The organism is Thiobacillus sp. SCUT-2, from assembly GCF_035621355.1.
Classification (GTDB): domain Bacteria; phylum Pseudomonadota; class Gammaproteobacteria; order Burkholderiales; family Thiobacillaceae; genus Thiobacillus; species Thiobacillus sedimenti.
The window spans coordinates 1,962,375-1,978,989 of record NZ_CP141769.1; the positions used below are offsets into that span (position 1 = coordinate 1,962,375).

Sequence of the window (16,615 nt, forward strand, 5' to 3'; positions counted from 1 at the left end):
TTCGTTGATGCCCGTCGGCGATCACCAGACGAAAAACTGCGTGCTCCAAGCGGCAAGCGGAAAAGCTGCGGCCACCAATATTCCCAACGCGCCCGCGGCGCCGTTACGCTTCGCCAGACGCCATGCAAGATTCGCACTCCAGATGGCGGAGAGCACCAGCAGCGCCATACGCGCGTCATTGGCCCAAGGCAGGATCACCCTTTCGCCAGCCAGCTGGGAGGTTGTAAGCTGGCTCAAGCCCACGAAAACGCTCGTCCCGGCGAACGGGATGAGTGCATGGGCTAGCCGCTGCCAAGGCACTCCAGTCAGCATGCCGGCCAGCTTGAGCCAGCCCCACACCCAGCCGCCGACGACGAGCGTTTCGGCGGCGATGTAGGCGAGCAGGATGCCGCCGTCCAGCCAGGTGAAGACGTCGTTCGCCTCCGGGTAGTAGGTGAACAGCCACCAGTGTCCTGCCTCGTTGAGCGGCCACCAGACCTCGTGGTCTACCAGCCACCCTGCCGCAGCCTGTTTCGCGGCCACCAGCCAGGGAGAAGCGCTCCACTGGAAGGCTCCGAGCGCCACGCCCAGCATGCCGAAGACCAGCAAGCGCGCAGGCCAATCGTTCATCTCCCTGGCCTTGTTTCCGGGGACGCTGGGATGGCCGAGTATTTCGGCATTGGGCGAACGCAGGGCGAGTTGCACCGCGTTCCGTTCCCCGGCGCAGCGGCCGCACGCATGGCAGGCCGAGGCGCTTTCCATGCGCCGGATGTTGATCAGCGGGGCGCAGTTGATAACATGCTGGCGGCTGGTGCGATGGCCGGCAGGCGCCGCGTCCCAGGCGGATTGATCGACCTTGAAGTGGACGGGTGCGATCTTCGCCAACAGGCCGAACACGCCGGAAACGGGGCACAGATGCTTGCACCAGACCCGTTTCTCGCGTCCCCAGATCAGCCCCACGGCAATGGCCGCGATGGTCGAGCCGCCCAGGATAAGCAGGGCGGGCTTCGGGTATTCGTAAACGCTGGTCATCTGCCCGAACACGGTGGTCATGACGAAGGCCACGAACGGCCACCCTCCCCACTTCATCCAGCGCGGGATGCCGCGCCCCAGGCCGAACCGGGAAACCCACTCGGTAAGCGCACCCTCCGGGCACAACACTCCGCACCACACCCGGCCCAGTGCCATGATGGAAAGAATGACGAAGGGCCACCAGATGCCCCAGAACGCGAACTGCGCGAAGCGGGTCAGGTTGTTCCAGATATGGGCCTGGTCCGGCGGCAGGGGCAGAAAAGCCGGCACGGCCACCAGCATGAGATAGCCCAGCACCACGAGCCATTGCGCAACGATGATGGCGTTGCGGTAGCGTCGCATGGCGAGCCCCAGACGGGCGAGCCGGCCGGTGCCGGGGCCAGAGGCCGCGATTTGCCCTGTCGCTGCATTCATGCCTTGCGCCTCATCGGTTTCAATTTGAGTAGCACGCCAAGGGCAAGTGCCCAGTAGACCGCGAGCAATGCGTAGGCCATGCCCGATGGCGCCGCCCGGTAACCGGTGAAGGCGGCCACGAGCCCGCCTGCCCGGGTACTGTCGTCCAGCAGGAATGCCGTGTTCCACAGCGGATCTGCCAGCGGCGGCAGCGCTTCCAGCCCGACGAGTTTTTCCGCACCGTCCACCAGCAGCGCCCCGCCAAGCAGCAGGAGCATCACTTCCGTGACGCGGAAAAAGGCGCGCCACGAAACAAACCGGCTGCCGCGGGAAAGCAGCCAATAGGCAGCCAAGGCGAGCAGGAAACCGGTCGCGCTACCCAGGGCAATGTCGGCATTCGCGCTGCCCTTGACCGCGCCGTAGAGGAACACCACCGTCTCCGCGCCTTCGCGTCCCACCGCCACCGCAGCCAGGACCGCAATGCCCAGCCAGTTGGCCCGATCGGCGGCACTTTCCATGCCGGCTTCCAGTTCCTTTTTCAGACCGGCGCCGTGGCGGCGCATCCACCAGACCATCTGGAAAATTAGGCCACAGGCGACGAGCGGCATGACAGCCTGAAACCATTCGAGCGCATTTGCCGACACCCACGACTGGATGTCCATGATCGTTACGGCTAGGAACAGGGCAAGCCCCAGGCCTGCCGCGATTCCGCCCCACAGCCAGGGAAAGCCGGCGCGGGCGTCGGGACGGGCGCTGAGCCATCCGTGCAGAATGCCGATCACCAGCATCGCTTCGATGGTTTCCCGCCAGACGATGAAAAGCGCATTACCCATATGCCACTCCTTTTATTTCACGACGATGCGGCTACGTCCGGTGTCGGGATGGAATTCGTCAAAAAAGTCATACTCGCCGGGCTTCAACGGGGCGATCACCACAAAGGATTCGGCGCCAGGCGCGAGTACCTTCTCTTTCCTCAGTTGCAGGCTCTCGAACTCGATCGCGTCGCGTCCTTCATTGCGCACCACAATCTTGAAGCGCACCCCGGCAGGCACGTTAAGGATGTTGGGGATCAGCCGCCCGTTCTTGGCCACCACGGTATAGGCGGGCAATTCCGCCGCGCCCGCTTGCGCAGGTGCGAGCAGAAAAACCGCCGCCGCGAGGGCGGCGGAAACGAGGCCAACGAACGCAGAAAAACGCAATGTCATGCTGTTCACGTGATGCCCTTAATATGAAAGTTGAGCACGCAATCCCAGCACCATGGCGTTGCTGGCGGCCGGGTTGGCGCCCATTCTCCAAACGTACTGAAAATCGGGGGAAAGCTCGAACTGGTTAGTGATGTGGTAGCGATAGTAGATTTCAGCCACCCTTTCCGCGCCGCTGGGGGTGAAGTTGATATTGTCGGTGAAGGTGGAGGCATCGGCCGGGTTATCGTTGCCAAGCAGATCCCGGGTGCCGCCGGCAGCATGGTAATCGTCGCTCGCCTGCAGCCAGCCAGCGGCCACCCCGATGGCGTCGGCGCCCCGATCCCAGTAGGAACCGTTGAACTCGGCTCCCAAGGTGAGGGCGCGGTCGAAGGGCACCTTGCCCTTGGCCATCTGGCCGTAACGTCCGAACAGGGTCACGCCGTCGCCCAAACGCTGGTCGGCGGAAATGCCCCAGCCGCCTTGCGATGCGGTGGAGCCGTCTAGCTCCGTGCCCTGCCCCTGTTGCCAGGCATACAGGCGGTAGTTGCCGGTCAGGCCGTCGAAGAACCTGAGCGAGGTCTCCGCCTGGGCCATGATCAGCGGGGATGAAAAGAAACGCTGGTAATTGGCGCCCACGCCGGTGCCGAACACGCCAAGGGACACGCGCCAGGTTTGGGGCTTGCGGGTCTCGTTCAGATAAGAAGCCACGAAGCCCGGCTGGAAGCCGTTGGCATCCACGCCGACCTGTCTGCCCGCGTCCAGCAGCGGGTTGTGCACGAAAATGGAATTCAGGAACTGGCGGCTTTCGTCGTTGGCACCGGCATTCCGGTCGAAGAAGCCGAAGATATCCATCTTGCCGAAGGTGAGCTCAAGGGTTTCGCGGGAGCGCGGCTTGAAGCCGCCAAAAGGCAGCGGGATAGCGGCCTGGTACCAGGCCTGGCCGAGAATCGCCACGGAGTCGTCCGGGCTGGCGCCGCTGGCGCGGAATGCCACGGCATTGGGCGCGCTGGCAAAGGCGCCCAGGTTGGCGAAGGGGCTATTGAGACCCAGCCCTTGGCCCATGCGGAAATGGGCGAATATCTTTTGATCCACGTTGCCGAAGGGCTCCAGCGGCAGTTCGGCGGTGACATCGGCACGATAGTTGAGCTGGCTGTTGCCGTCAGCGGTACCCTTGGGCAGGCCGGATGGCATCTGCGCCACGGTGGTCAGGCTCGCCCCGACTTTCAGCCCTTCCAGGCCTTCGGTTCGCTTGACCGCTTTCCTGGTTTCCAGCACGTCCTTCTCCGCCGCCTTCAGACGCGAGGTCAGATCGGGTTCATACTGGCTGATCTCGTCGCTATCCAGCGCCTTGTTCACTTGTTCCTGGGCCTGTTCCAGGGATTGCACACGCTTCTCGATGTCGGCTGGCACCTTGGCAGCGTGGTCGGCCTGGATTTGCTTCTCCAGTTCGGCATTGCGTTTTTCGAGATTATCCAGGCGCTCGTTGAGCTTCTGGATAAGCTTCGTCAAGTCGGCCTCCGAAGAGGCGGCATGGGCCGGCAGCGCGGCAAACAGCGCAGCGGCGAGCGCCAAAGGTTTCATGGCAAAAGAATGCGACACGCTTAGTACCCGCCCTTCTTGCCGATGCCGACATAGGTGAAGTCGTACTCCACCTCGAAGGGCCTGAACCAGGGGCGCACGCCAGTAAGGCGGTCGATGTGGCGACCGAAATGCGAACCGGCAGAAGGCGGATAGATGGTGTACTTGACATGATATTTGCCCGGCCCCATGAGCTTCACGTTGTCGCCGTAATGCGGGCCGTCGTTGGCCACCATGGGCATGAAATCGCCGCTGATTTTTTCGTTACCGCCCTGCTTGGTGACTTCGTACTTGACCGTCAAATAGGGCATCCATGCACCTTCGTCAAAGCCGTTGGGGTTGTTGGCCAGGGCATGGATGTCAGCTTCCAGGTGCACGTCGGAATCCTTGGCCGGGCGCATCATGCCTTCCGGTTCCATTTCGACTGGTTGCAGATAGACGGCGCCGAGTTCCATTCCATTGCGCTGCTGAGGCGTGCCGATCGGGTATTCCACGGCCAGGGCGGTCGCCGGGAGGATGGCCGTCAATGCAGCCAGAGCAATGGGGGCAACGAGGTTACGAAAATGCATGGGGTTTCTCCCTATTCCAAGGTTCAGTAAACGTTGGCTTGCTACAGGGGTAAGAGAAACCCGTTGGCTGGCTGATCGGATTATTTCGTCAGAATTAGTTTGCCGTGGCGTGTGATCCTTAGGACATAGCGCTCGTTGTCATGCTCGATCACCAATGCGCGCGATCCCTGGAACAACATCTCCGAAGAGATGGACTCCGGCTGTCGGTCCGCCTTGCTTTGGCTAGATTCTGGCGCGCTTTGTGTGATGCGACTATTCTGCATCAGTAAACTATAACAGGAATGATTCGTGTTTGCAACAATAGGCATGTGAAGTTTGAGATAGCGATCAAACATGATGTGCGCGATGGAGGTGAAGAAGACAAAGGCTCTGGAGATCCCGGAGCAGACCGAGAGCCAGATAGACTCCGTGAAGGACTTCGTACGGCCGCATTCCGGCAAGATGCCGTATGCATCTATTCAGCCATTAACGGCTGCCTGGCAATAGGAACGACGACGCGAAGCCGCGTGTCCGGGAAAGCGCCGAATATACTCAAGACTGGGACGGCAACGTCGCTCCCATCACCGGCATGTCATAGGTGGAAAGGACATAGAACTCGCTGTGGTGGATTTCGACCGGCTCCGGATCATCAGTGAAGAAAAGCGAGGCGGCGGCCTCGCGCTCGTCAAGGCGATCGCGCACGCCCATGGCGGAAGACTGGAACTGACCGATACGCCTGGAGGTCGGCTGGCCGTACGGCTCAGCCTGCCTCTCACCTGAACCCAGGAGTTGGCGGTCTGCCTTCTGGGCTGACATTCGGAATGCTGCCCTTTTCATTTTTGTACCAGTTTGTCCATCACCAAGCTATGGACCATGCGGGCCACAATCTTCCTTTCCGCCGCAGACAGCTTATGAAAATCCACCAAGAAGTCATGCTCGAATTTCGAGCGGGTAGAGGATGGCTTGGTGTGACCATTCCCGAAGGTGAGCCACTCGGGCGATTCCCCAAGAGTTTTTGACATTTGAAGCAGTGTGGAATGGCGTAATGACTTGATCTTTCCGTTTTCAAGGTTGCACAGCAGAGACGGAGAAACACCACATCGCCTGGCGAGTTCGGCTTGGCTCAGTCCTGCGCGAATCCTGGCGTCTTTGATTCGGTTAGCGAGCGCCATATCCTTCCGAATCGCCATGGTCTTCCTTTCTATATATAGCGTCAGCATGAGTCCTGTGGCAATACTTAGGTTTTCGCTTGCCGATAAACAGGATTCTTTATTTTTGGGGGGCGCGCACGACTAGATAGGGGACAGACGTTGACGGTAGACAAAAACCAATCCCGTCCTGTCCGACCGATCTTCAAGTCTGACGGTTCCACCCAGACGTTCGGCGATATTACGCACAATTGCCAGACCCAGGCCGCTTCCGCCATCATGGCTCCCGGGCACACGGTAATGTTCGTGTTCGCATGGCCTCATAACATATGGCTTCAAATCACATCGCTATAGATTTTTACAAGGTCTCGCCGAACAGCCAAGGCCCAAAAGGTTTAAGGTGCCTATCCATGGAATTGCGTAGTCGTACGCCCTGCTTCGCCGCAGCTGGTTGTTGATCGTGGCTTCGATAGTCAGCATATGTCTGTGAAACATCGTAACGCTTCAGTCGCTACCTTTTACCCTGGACTCGACCATGAATGACAACCCATCACAGCGAGCAACCGTTCACGAGCGTACCGTGCATGACGATTGTCGCGCCGAGGACGACAAGTTACCGCATCTACCGCCCAAAAACCCTCTTCGCCTCCGACGCACCATTCGACGCACTGAGTTGCGTCAAATGGTGCCGCTGGCCGACACGACAATCTACGATATGGAGAGACACGGAGAATTTCCGCGCCGCTTCAATCTGACGGCGCGCTGCGTGGTGTGGGACCTGGCCGAGGTGGAGGCCTGGATAGCCGCGCGGCGGCAGGCCTCAGACTCTGATCAACTGAAGCGGGCGCCCTCGCCCGATGTACGCCAACGCAAGCGTCGCCCTGTCAAAGCAAGGCCTGCGTCGTGAGCACCTTCATCGATGGCGGCAGCAAGGTCGGAGTGTGCGACTTGCCTGCGGTCCACGCGTCAATCATGTCGGCCCATTCCTGCAGCATGTGACGCCGCTGCTCGGCATATTCAGCCTTGTTGTAGACGCCTCGCGACGAGCGACCGTCTTCGTGTGCTAGGCACTTCTCGATCCAGTCGCTGTTGAAGCCGAGCTCGTTGAGGATGGTCGAACCCGTGCGCCGCAGGTCGTGCACGGTGAAGAGTTCCAGCGGCAGGCTGTTCGTTTTCGCGCGTTCGACTATTAGTTGCGTAACCCGGTTGAGTGTGGCGTTGGACATGCATTTGTCAGCGTCGTAGCGCGACGGAATCAGGTAGCGCGAACCGCCGGCACAGGTGCGCAGGGCGACCATGATATCGAGCGCCTGCTGCGACAAGTAGATGTTATGGGCTTTGGACGCTTTCATGCGTTCCTTCGGGATGCTCCATAGCGCCTTCTCAAAATCCACCTCGTCCCACGTCGCGTGGATCAACTCGCTCTTGCGCACCAGGGTGAGCAGAATCAGCCGCAGGCCGAGCTTGATGGTGGGGTACGACGCGACATGCTCCATCTGGGACAGCATGATGCGAATCTCGCTCGGCGACAGCGCGCGGTCCTTCGGAACGAAGGTGGCGATCGACGACGGGCCAACGTCGTCGGCGGGGTTGGCCACCTTCTCGCCATGCAGAATGGCAAAGCCATAGACCTGTTTAACGATATCGCGGACGTGGATCGCCGTGGCCGGCGCCCCCCTGCCCTTGACCTTGTTGCACAGCCCACGCAGGTCGTCGGCCGTAATCTCGGTCAGCAGCCGATTCTGGAAAACCGGCAGGATGTCGCGATCGAGGATGCTCTTGCGCATGGATCGCGTGCTGTCGGCCATGCGCGCCTCGGCGGCCCACCTGGCGGTAAATTCGCCGAAGGTCTTGGCCTCAGCAAGCCGGCGCTTCTGGCGCTGCTTCTCCTGCGAAGGCGACCGCCCTTCAACCACGGCACGCCTGGCCTCCAGGCAGCGCTCACGCGCCCTGGCCAGCGACAAGCCATCTGGCCCGTAGCGGCCGATCGTCAGAGTTTCGCGGCGCCCATTGAGGCGATAGTCGTAACGGAAGGTGACGGTGCCGACCGGTGAGACAGTCACGTACATGCCGTCCCGGTCGGCCACCTTGTATTGAGCGCTCTTGGGCTTGAGGTTCTTCAGTGCGGTATCGGTGAGCATCGGTGTTCTCCCTTGTGCGCAACGGTTTTACCGTCACAAACATTCAGAATGACAACCCGCCCGTAACCCGCATGAAATCTAGCTTTTCGCTTGATTTTTTACCGTCATGCGCCAAAACGGCTTGACGGTAGAAATTCTAATCCTTAGAGACCGCTTTTGGCTACCGTCAGATTGACCGACACTTTGCTCTGGTTACCAGCAATCGTTACCGATAGATGTCGTGACATATACTTATAATAATCAATAAGTTAATACAACTTCCCGATAGTCGCCGATAGCCCGTGAAGAAGCCTGGATTATTCCCACTCGATGGTAGCGGGCGGCTTGCCACTGATGTCATAGACGACGCGATTCAGCCCGCGGACTTCGTTGATGATGCGATTGGAGACCTTGCCGAGCAGGGTGTAGGGCAGCTCGGCCCAGTGGGCGGTCATGAAGTCGCTGGTGACGACGGCACGCAGCGCGACGACATAGTCATACGTCCGACCGTCGCCCATGACCCCGACGCTCTTCACCGGCAGGAACACGGCGAAGGCCTGGCTGGTTTTCTCGTACCAGCCGGCGGCGCGCAGCTCCTCGATGAAGATGGCATCGGCCCTTCTGAGCAGGTCGGCGTATTCGCGCTTCACCTCGCCGAGGATGCGCACGCCGAGGCCCGGGCCCGGGAAGGGATGGCGATAGACCATGTCGTGCGGCAGGCCGAGCGCGATGCCGAGCTCGCGCACCTCGTCCTTGAAGAGTTCGCGCAAGGGCTCCAGCAGCTTCAGGTGCAGCGTCTCGGGCAGGCCGCCGACGTTGTGGTGGCTCTTGATGGTGTGCGCCTTCTTGGTCTTGGCGCTGGCCGATTCGATGACGTCGGGATAGATCGTGCCCTGCGCCAGCCACTTGGCCTTGGGCAGCTTCTCGGCCTCTTCCTGGAACACGTGGACGAACTCGCGGCCGATGATCTTGCGTTTCTGCTCGGGGTCGGTGACGCCAGTCAGCTCCTTCATGAAGCGCTCGGACGCATCGACGTGGATGACCTTGACGCCGAGGTTCTTCGCGAACGTCTCCATCACCTGCTCCGCCTCGTTCAGGCGCAAGAGGCCGTTGTCGACGAACACGCAGGTCAGCTGGTCGCCGATCGCGCGATGCAGCAGCGCCGCGACGACCGAGGAATCGACCCCACCAGAGAGGCCCAGGATCACTTCGTCGCTGCCGACTTCGGAGCGCACCTTGCCGATCGCCTCGTCTACGTAGTCGGGCATGTTCCAGTCGGAGCCGCAGCCGCAGATGTCGTGCACGAAGCGGTTGAGAATGTGCTTGCCCTGCAGCGTGTGGGTGACCTCGGGGTGGAACTGTACGCCGTAGAAGCGGCGCGCCTCGTCGGCCATCGCGGCGATCGGTGTGGCGGCATTGCTCGCCATCACCTTGAAGCCCTCCGGCAGCGCGGTGACCTTGTCGCCGTGGCTCATCCACACGTCGAGCAGGCCGTGCCCCTCGTCGTTGACGCGGTCCTGGATGTCGCGCAGCAGCGCGGTATGGCCGCGCGCGCGGATCTCCGCGTAGCCGAACTCGCGCTTGGCCGCGCTCTCCACCTGGCCGCCGAGTTGCGCCGCCATGGTCTGCATGCCGTAGCAGATGCCGAGCACCGGCACGCCCAGCGCGAACACGACGTCGGGCGCCCGCGGCGTCTCCTCCTCGTACACCGAACTGGGGCCGCCGGAGAGGACGATGCCCTGCGGCGCGAAATCGCGGATGAACTGTTCGGTGACGTCGTTGGGATGCAGCTCGCAGTAGACGCCGGCCTCGCGCACGCGGCGCGCGATCAGCTGGGTGTACTGGGAACCGAAGTCGAGGATGAGGATTTTCTGGTGCATGTTTCTAGGGGCTAGGGGCTGGGATTTAGGGGCTAGGGGTCGGGGGGGCGGAAAAAAGAAAGCCACGCGTCAGCGTGACTTTCCCTAATCCCTAGCCCCTAACTCCCAGAGCCTACTCAACACGGTAATTCGGCGCTTCCTTGGTGATCTGCACGTCGTGCACGTGCGATTCGCGGATGCCCGCACCGGTGATCTCGACGAATTCGGCCTTGGCGTGCATCTCGGCGATGGTGGCGACGCCGAGATAGCCCATGCTGGAGCGCAGGCCGCCCATCATCTGATGGATCACGCCGAGCACGCTGCCCTTGTAGGGCACGCGGCCCTCGATGCCTTCCGGCACCAGCTTCTCGGCGCTCTTCTCGTTGTCCTGGAAATAGCGGTCGGAAGATCCCTGCTGCATCGCGCCCAGGGAGCCCATGCCGCGATACGACTTGTAAGAACGTCCCTGGAACAGCTCGACCTCGCCGGGCGCTTCCTCGGTGCCGGCCAGCAGGCCGCCGAGCATCACGCAGTTCGCGCCGGCAGCGAGGGCCTTGGCGATGTCGCCGGAATAGCGGATGCCGCCGTCGGCGATCACGCCGACGCCGCTGCCCGCCAGTGCATCGGCGACGTTGGCCACGGCGCTGATCTGCGGCACGCCGACGCCGGCGACCATGCGGGTGGTGCAGATCGAGCCGGGGCCGATGCCGACCTTGACCGCGTCGGCGCCGTGCTCGACCAGTGCCGCGGCCGCGGCGGCGGTGGCGATGTTGCCGCCGATGACCTGGACATCGGGATAGGTGTCTTTGACCCATTTGACGCGATCGAGCACGCCCTTGGAGTGGCCGTGCGCGGTATCGACGACGACGACATCGACGCCCGCTGCGACCAGCGCCGCGACGCGCTCCTCGGTGCCCTCACCCGTGCCGACGGCGGCGCCGACGCGCAGTCGGCCCATCGCGTCCTTGCACGCCATGGGATGCTCGCTCGACTTCTGGATGTCCTTGACGGTGATCAGCCCGCGCAGCTCGAAGGCATCGTTGACGACCAGCACGCGCTCGAGCCGGTGCTTGTGCAGAAGCGCCATCGCCTCGTCGCGGTTGGCGCCTTCCTTCACCGTCACCAGCCGCTCCTTCGGCGTCATGATGTTGGCGACCGGCTGGTCGAGGCTGGTTTCGAAGCGCAGGTCGCGGTTGGTGACGATGCCGACCACCTTGCCGTTCTCGATCACCGGCAGGCCGGAAATGCGCTTGGCGCGGGTGATCTCGAGAACCTGACGCACCGTCATCTGCGGCGCGATGGTGATGGGGTCCTTGACCACGCCGGACTCGAAGCGCTTGACGGCCGAAACCTGCGCGGCCTGCATCTCGGCATTCATGTTCTTGTGGATGATGCCGATGCCGCCTTCCTGTGCCAGGGCGATCGCCAGGCGCGCCTCGGTCACCGTGTCCATGGCGGCGGACAGCAGGGGCAGGTTCAGGGTGATCGAGCGGGTCAGCTGCGTGGCCAGGCTGACTTCGCGGGGGAGGATGGAGGAATGGGCGGGGACGAGCAGAACGTCGTCGAACGTCAGCGCTTTTTGCAGAACACGCATGGGCTTTCCTTAACGCAAAGCGGAATTATACGCGGGCGCGCCACCCCGCACAAACGGCCGAATGGGCGCGGTCGGACGGGCGCGACTTCGCATGCCGCATTGGTCGTAATCTACTAACCATCAAGGCGGCCCGGGCGGTTGACTCGCTCAGGCGATGCGGCTAACTTTGCTCCAGGCCTTCACCTGCCGGGATCACCGGCTCCAACGCCGCCTGAATGCCACACAACCCGAGGAGATAAAACAATGTCCAAAGCTTTGCTCGCCCTGACTTCCATCGCTCTGCTGGGTCTGTCCGCCTGCGCCGATCTCCAGTCCACCAAGCCCGCCGAGGCCCAGCCGGCGAAGCCGACCATCAGCGCCGAAGCCCAGAGCGCCCTCAGCGCCGCACAGGCCGACGTCAAGACCGCCAAGTCCAAGAATGCGCTGTGGACCACCGCGGACAATGCCCTGAAAGCCGCCGAAACCGCTGCCGAGAAGGGAGACAGCGCAACGGTGCTGAAGGATGCGAAGGTCGCGAGCGACCAGGCCCACAAGGGCCTCGCCCAGCTCAACTATCCGCTGCTCAAGGTCGGTGGTGACTGAGCAGGTGTCGCGCCCGTTCGATCAAGCCTTCCGGATGCACGCCGGAAGGCTTTTGTTTTTGAGTGCCATCGCGCTGGCTCCCCACGCGCACGCCGACCTGTACAAATGGACCGACGCGCGCGGCAACGTGCATTACGGCGACCAAGCGCCGGCCGGCCAGGCCCGGATCATCCACACCCCGGCAGCCGGGCAGTCCGCCATCACCTCCCAGGCACGGCAATCGCTCGACGCCCAGGAGCAGGCCTTCCAGAAACGTCGCCAGGCGGCGGCGGATGCACGTGCCAAGGCCGACAAGGAAGCCGAACAGACGCGCATGCGGCGCGAGAATTGCGCCAAGGCCCGCAGCAACCTCAGCGCGCTGCAGAACAGCCCGCGCGTCTATTCCACCGATGCCGCCGGGCAGCGAAGCTACATGGACGATGCCGCGCGCGAACGCGCAACGGCCGACAGCCAGAAGGCCGTCGCGGACTTCTGCAAATAATCCGCCCCGCCGGCGGGCGACAGTCGAGCCTGGCGCGAATCAGGCCGCTTCGTCCGGGTCGGCGGATTTCGCGGCGGGGGCGTCGCCGCCCCCCTTCTTCATGACCTTGCCTTCCTCCGCGCGCTTGCGGCGGACTTCCTTGGGGTCGGCAATCAGCGGCCGATAGATCTCGACGCGGTCCTTGTCGCGCAGCTTCTCGTCCAGCTTGACCAGCTTGCTGAAGATCCCGACCTTGTTGCGGGCGAGATCGATCTCGGGATGGTCCTCGAGCACACCCGACCGGCGGATCGCCTCTTCCACCGTCGCGCCCTCGGCGAGGCGCACGCGCAGCAGGGGCTGCTGATGCGGCAGGGCGTAAATCACTTCGACATCGATCGTGGCGGCATTCATGCGGCATATACCTCGTCTGCGCGACGCACGAAGGCATCGACGAAAGTATTGGTGATATGGCTGAAGACGGGCGCGAGGACCGTCTCCAGCATCCGGCTGGAGAAGACGTACTGAAGCCGGAACTCGACCTTGCAGGCATCCTCCCCGAGCGGAAGGAACGTCCAGTCGCCCTCCAGATGGGAAAACGGGCCATCCCGCAGGCGAATTCGCATTTCGCGCGGATAGGTCTTGGTGTTTTCCGTCGTGAAGCTCTGGCGGATGCCCATGTAGGCGATATGGATCGTCGCCACCGTGCACTGCGCGTCGCGCAACTTCAGCTCGGTGCCGCCGCACCAGGGCAGGAAATCGGGGTAGTCCTCGACCCTGTCCACCAGTTCGAACATCCGTTCGGGAGGATGGGCGACCAGCACACTTTTTTCCACACGCGCCATGGGTGCCTGAAGCCTTGTAAAATCGAGAATTGTACGCAAGCCCGTCCGCCATGAGCATCGTCGACAACAAAAAAGCCTTTCACGACTATTTCATCGAGGAACGATTCGAGGCCGGCCTCGTGCTCGAGGGGTGGGAAGTGAAGGCGATCCGCGCCGGCCGGGTGCAGTTGAAGGAATCGTACGTCGTCGTGAAGAACGGGGCGGTCTTCCTGATCGGCTGCCACATCAGCCCGCTGTCCACCGCGTCCACGCACATCCACCCCGATCCGACGCGCTCGCGCAAGCTCCTGCTCCATGCGGCGGAAATCAACAAGCTGATCGGCAAGACCGAGCGCGCGGGCTACACGCTGGTGCCGCTCGACCTCCACTATTCCAAGGGCCGCATCAAGCTCGAGATCGGCCTTGCCAAGGGCAAGAAGCAGCACGACAAGCGCGCCGCCGAGAAGGAACGCGAATGGCAGCGCGAAAAGCAGCGCCTGCTCCGCGCAGGTTGATGCGCGGATGCGGCGCCGCGCCGACCAACGGATCGAATGACCCGCCTATCGGTCGCTTTTTCCTTGCACGGCTGTCGACTTTTCGACTAGAATTGTCAACATATCGACAGCCAAGGACACCATCCCATGTCGGCTCTCCCGATCTATCAGGTCGAATTCATCCCCCTCGAACGTCGCCTGGGCGACCGGCGCGTTGCGCCGCGCAATGCCGCCCTGCCCGCCGGTGTCACGGCCGATCGGCGCAAACAGCCGAGCCGCCGCGCCGAAGACCGCAAGACCGCGACGCTGAAGGCTATCTGACGGCGGGATTTGCTTCCGCCTGCCGGCCAACTTTCCTGGCCGCGCGCTTTTCTTTTCCCCGAACACCGGTCCGCCTTTGCAGCCCACGCGGCCTCCGTGTGACAATGGCGGGCCTGTAGACCGTCATTCCCGTTTTTTCCGAAAGCCGAGCCCAGAGTGCCCGTCACCGTCGCGGACCTCCCCGCCTTCAACGACATCATCGACGTCCGTTCCCCCGGCGAATTTGCGGAAGACCATATCCCCGGCGCCCGCAACCTCCCGGTGCTCGATGACGCCGAGCGCGAACGCGTCGGCACGCTGTACAAGCAGATGTCGTCGTTCGAGGCCAAGAAAGTCGGGGCCGCGCTGGTATCCCGCAACATCGCCCGGCACCTCGACACCTGGTTCGCCGACAAGCCGAAGTCGTATCGCCCGCTGGTCTATTGCTGGCGCGGCGGCAGCCGCAGCGGATCCCTGACGCACGTGCTGCAGCAGGTCGGCTTTGCCGCCGTGCAGCTCGATGGCGGCTACAAGGCCTACCGTCGTCACGTCGTCGCCGAACTCGAGCGTCTGCCGGCGCGCTTCACCTATCGCGTCGTCTGCGGGCCCACCGGCAGCGGCAAGAGCCGCCTGCTGCAGGCGCTCGCCGCCGCGGGCGCGCAGGTACTCGACCTGGAAGCCCTGGCGGCCCACCGCGGTTCCCTGCTCGGCGCCCTGCCCGGCCAGGAACAGCCGTCGCAGAAATATTTCGAGAGCGGAATCTGGTTCGCGCTCAGCCGTTTCGACCCCGCGCGCCCCGTCTACGTCGAATCGGAAAGCAAGAAGATCGGCTCGCGGCGCGTCCCCGAAACGCTGATCGCGGCGATGCGCGCCAGCGCGTGCCTGCGGCTGGAGGTCCCGCTCGCCGCGCGGGTGCGGCTGTTGAGCGAAGACTACATGCACTTTCTCGATGATCCCGAGACGATCTGTCGCCAGCTCGCCTATCTCGCGCCGCTGCGCGGGAACGAAACCGTCGCCGCATGGCAGGCGCTCGCACGCCGCCGGGCGTGGCCCGAGCTCGTCACCGCGCTGCTCGAGCAGCACTACGACCCGACCTACCTCAAGTCGCTGACCCAGAACTACGCCGCCAAGGCGGACGACCGCAGCCTCCGCGCCGACGACCTGTCGGCCGACGGCGTGCGCCGACTGGCCGCCGCGATCCTCGACGTCGCCTAGAGCAGCTTGCCCAGCACGAAGCCGATCACGATGCCGATGAGCAAGGCGATCGTGAGCCCGCGATAGGTCAGCACATCCTTCGAATAGCCGCGCCGGATGGCAACGTAGGACACCAGATAACCGACGGCGTTGAGCAGCCAGATGAAGCCGATGGACAGCGCCTTGACAACGAACGGGCCGACGACCGGTACTAGGCCGATGACACCGAGCAGCCAGGCGAAGGCGTTGGAAAGCAGGCCGATGGCGAGAACGCCCACGGCGATCACGCTGCGGTCGACATTGAATCGAAATCCGAGCCAGACGAGGCCGCCAATCGCGGCCCACAGCGGCAGCATCACCTTCCAGTTGCGCCACCAGGGCAGCTGCGATCGCGCTTCTTCCGGCGCCCCCGCCGCTGCGGCCACGTTCAGAGCCCCAGCGCCCGCAGGTCGATGCCCGACGTGCCGACCGGAGGGCACCAGTAATAGCCCCCCGTCACGGGACGGGTAAACGTGAACAGCGCGTCGCTGATGCCGTCGTCGTAGCCGGTCATGCGGCGCAGCTGCGCCTCGAAGGCGTCGAAGGACTCGCCGAAGGCGAGGAAGACCAGGCCGGCGTCGGCCCCCGCCGTCCAGGGCATCGAACGGCGCACCACGAAGGCCTCGGGGTCGAAGTCCTCCTGTGCGGTGCGCTTGACGTGGGCCGACTCCGGCGCATCGTCGAGCTCCTCGTTGCTGTCGCGTTCGCGGCCAATACAATTGTCCTGCGCGTCGCGCGGCATTGCGCCGAACGCGGCGAAGTCGTGCAGCCATTGCTGCACCGCGGCGTAGCTGGAGCCGTCGATGCCTGCACCCTGGCCCTGTGCGAGGGCCGCCGCCACGGCCGCTTCATCCTTGGGATTTTCGGTGCCGTCCTCGTAGCCGGTCAGATCGCGGCTGTCGCGGTGGCGAAAGCTGTCGATCGCCTGCGCCAGGGTGAAGGCCGGCGCGGCCAGGGCCTGCAAGCGGTGGCCCTGCAGCAGCAAATCGCCCGGCTCGGTGCCGCGCAGCCAGAGCCACAGCGCATGCTGCGTCACCGGAATCGCGGGCCTCGCTTGAGCCAGTTCGGGAAACCCGCGCAGCCCGGGCACCGGCGTGCCAAGCGCGTCGGCCACACCATGGCCGATGCCCATCACCGCCGTCCGGCCATCGCATGCTGCGGCCAGTGCCTGCAATGCAGCCCGGGAATCGGCGGCGGGCTGGAGATCGAAGAACAGGTGGCGGGCGTGGTCCGGGATCGGCTCGAGGATGGCGCTTTGCGGCTTCATGGCGGTCCAGGTCGTTCGGAAGA

At 63.2% G+C, this 16,615-nt stretch carries 22 protein-coding genes; 6 read left to right on the forward strand and 16 right to left on the reverse strand.

Going from position 1 to position 16,615, the window contains the following annotated elements; translation table 11 throughout:
- Positions 1-21: 21 nt before the first annotated feature.
- From VA613_RS09665 to VA613_RS15000, 9 genes are all read right to left on the reverse strand, one after another.
- Positions 22-1,425, reverse strand: a complete 1,404-nt coding sequence (locus VA613_RS09665; RefSeq protein ID WP_296657332.1) for a 4Fe-4S binding protein — start codon at positions 1,423-1,425, stop codon at positions 22-24.
- Positions 1,422-2,237 (reverse strand): FTR1 family iron permease, encoded by an 816-nt coding sequence (locus tag VA613_RS09670; RefSeq protein ID WP_296657330.1) that lies wholly within the window; start codon positions 2,235-2,237, stop codon positions 1,422-1,424. Before VA613_RS09670 ends, VA613_RS09665 begins: the two co-directional genes overlap by 4 nt.
- 12 nt (positions 2,238-2,249) lie before the next feature.
- Positions 2,250-2,609: a cupredoxin domain-containing protein gene (locus tag VA613_RS09675; RefSeq protein ID WP_296657328.1), complete on the reverse strand. Its 360-nt coding sequence runs from the start codon at positions 2,607-2,609 to the stop codon at positions 2,250-2,252.
- 18 nt (positions 2,610-2,627) lie between these two features.
- Entirely contained in the window at positions 2,628-4,169 is a 1,542-nt protein-coding gene (locus VA613_RS09680) for a carbohydrate porin (protein WP_296657325.1), read from the reverse strand.
- Positions 4,170-4,189: 20 nt separating this feature from the next.
- Complete coding sequence (locus VA613_RS09685; protein ID WP_296657321.1) at positions 4,190-4,735, reverse strand: iron transporter; 546 nt, start codon at positions 4,733-4,735, stop codon at positions 4,190-4,192.
- A gap of 80 nt (positions 4,736-4,815) precedes the next feature.
- Positions 4,816-5,070, reverse strand: a complete 255-nt coding sequence (gene hemP, locus VA613_RS09690; RefSeq protein WP_324778814.1) for a hemin uptake protein HemP — start codon at positions 5,068-5,070, stop codon at positions 4,816-4,818.
- Between the two features lie 196 nt (positions 5,071-5,266).
- Positions 5,267-5,530 (reverse strand): hypothetical protein, encoded by a 264-nt coding sequence (locus VA613_RS09695; protein WP_296657319.1) that lies wholly within the window; start codon positions 5,528-5,530, stop codon positions 5,267-5,269.
- Positions 5,531-5,547: 17 nt separating this feature from the next.
- A complete protein-coding gene (locus VA613_RS09700) occupies positions 5,548-5,904 on the reverse strand; it encodes a helix-turn-helix transcriptional regulator (RefSeq protein WP_324778815.1) in 357 nt (118 codons plus the stop codon).
- A 102-nt stretch (positions 5,905-6,006) separates the two neighbouring features.
- Positions 6,007-6,186, reverse strand: a complete 180-nt coding sequence (locus VA613_RS15000; RefSeq protein ID WP_363154076.1) for an ATP-binding protein — start codon at positions 6,184-6,186, stop codon at positions 6,007-6,009.
- A 211-nt stretch (positions 6,187-6,397) separates the two neighbouring features.
- On the opposite strand from VA613_RS15000, the gene VA613_RS09705 reads away from it, so the two are divergent.
- Complete coding sequence (locus VA613_RS09705; RefSeq protein ID WP_296657316.1) at positions 6,398-6,769, forward strand: helix-turn-helix transcriptional regulator; 372 nt, start codon at positions 6,398-6,400, stop codon at positions 6,767-6,769.
- On the opposite strand, the gene VA613_RS09710 is transcribed toward VA613_RS09705, so the two are convergent.
- The 3 genes from VA613_RS09710 to guaB form a co-directional block, all read right to left on the reverse strand.
- Positions 6,747-8,003 (reverse strand): tyrosine-type recombinase/integrase, encoded by a 1,257-nt coding sequence (locus VA613_RS09710; protein ID WP_296651350.1) that lies wholly within the window; start codon positions 8,001-8,003, stop codon positions 6,747-6,749. The two genes, VA613_RS09705 and VA613_RS09710, sit on opposite strands and share 23 nt — an antisense overlap.
- A 296-nt stretch (positions 8,004-8,299) precedes the next feature.
- Entirely contained in the window at positions 8,300-9,862 is a 1,563-nt protein-coding gene (gene guaA, locus VA613_RS09715) for a glutamine-hydrolyzing GMP synthase (protein WP_324778816.1), read from the reverse strand.
- Positions 9,863-9,974: 112 nt separating this feature from the next.
- A complete protein-coding gene (guaB, locus tag VA613_RS09720; RefSeq protein WP_324778817.1) occupies positions 9,975-11,435 on the reverse strand; it encodes an IMP dehydrogenase in 1,461 nt (486 codons plus the stop codon).
- 243 nt (positions 11,436-11,678) lie between these two features.
- Between guaB and VA613_RS09725 the strand changes: the two genes are divergently transcribed.
- Positions 11,679-12,017 (forward strand): hypothetical protein, encoded by a 339-nt coding sequence (locus VA613_RS09725; RefSeq protein ID WP_324778818.1) that lies wholly within the window; start codon positions 11,679-11,681, stop codon positions 12,015-12,017.
- Between the two features lie 58 nt (positions 12,018-12,075).
- Positions 12,076-12,498 (forward strand): DUF4124 domain-containing protein, encoded by a 423-nt coding sequence (locus tag VA613_RS09730; protein WP_324778819.1) that lies wholly within the window; start codon positions 12,076-12,078, stop codon positions 12,496-12,498.
- Between the two features lie 39 nt (positions 12,499-12,537).
- On the opposite strand, the gene VA613_RS09735 is transcribed toward VA613_RS09730, so the two are convergent.
- Together VA613_RS09735 and VA613_RS09740 are read right to left on the reverse strand one after the other, a co-directional pair.
- A complete protein-coding gene (locus tag VA613_RS09735) occupies positions 12,538-12,888 on the reverse strand; it encodes an RnfH family protein (RefSeq protein WP_324778820.1) in 351 nt (116 codons plus the stop codon).
- Complete coding sequence (locus VA613_RS09740; RefSeq protein WP_324778821.1) at positions 12,885-13,319, reverse strand: type II toxin-antitoxin system RatA family toxin; 435 nt, start codon at positions 13,317-13,319, stop codon at positions 12,885-12,887. Before VA613_RS09740 ends, VA613_RS09735 begins: the two co-directional genes overlap by 4 nt.
- 50 nt (positions 13,320-13,369) lie before the next feature.
- Here VA613_RS09740 and smpB point away from each other — a divergent pair, with 50 nt between their 5' ends.
- The 3 genes from smpB to mnmH all read left to right on the forward strand — a co-directional run bounded on the left by smpB (position 13,370) and on the right by mnmH (position 15,307).
- Entirely contained in the window at positions 13,370-13,813 is a 444-nt protein-coding gene (gene smpB / locus VA613_RS09745; protein ID WP_324778822.1) for an SsrA-binding protein SmpB, read from the forward strand.
- Between the two features lie 126 nt (positions 13,814-13,939).
- Positions 13,940-14,113, forward strand: coding sequence for a hypothetical protein (locus VA613_RS09750; protein ID WP_324778823.1), 174 nt, complete (start codon positions 13,940-13,942; stop codon positions 14,111-14,113).
- A gap of 156 nt (positions 14,114-14,269) precedes the next feature.
- A complete protein-coding gene (gene mnmH / locus VA613_RS09755; RefSeq protein WP_324778824.1) occupies positions 14,270-15,307 on the forward strand; it encodes a tRNA 2-selenouridine(34) synthase MnmH in 1,038 nt (345 codons plus the stop codon).
- On the opposite strand, the gene VA613_RS09760 is transcribed toward mnmH, so the two are convergent.
- Entirely contained in the window at positions 15,304-15,711 is a 408-nt protein-coding gene (locus VA613_RS09760) for a hypothetical protein (protein ID WP_324778825.1), read from the reverse strand. The genes mnmH and VA613_RS09760 overlap by 4 nt on opposite strands.
- Positions 15,712-15,713: 2 nt before the next feature.
- A complete protein-coding gene (locus tag VA613_RS09765) occupies positions 15,714-16,592 on the reverse strand; it encodes a Dyp-type peroxidase (RefSeq protein ID WP_324778826.1) in 879 nt (292 codons plus the stop codon).
- Between the last annotated feature and the right edge of the window lie 23 nt (positions 16,593-16,615).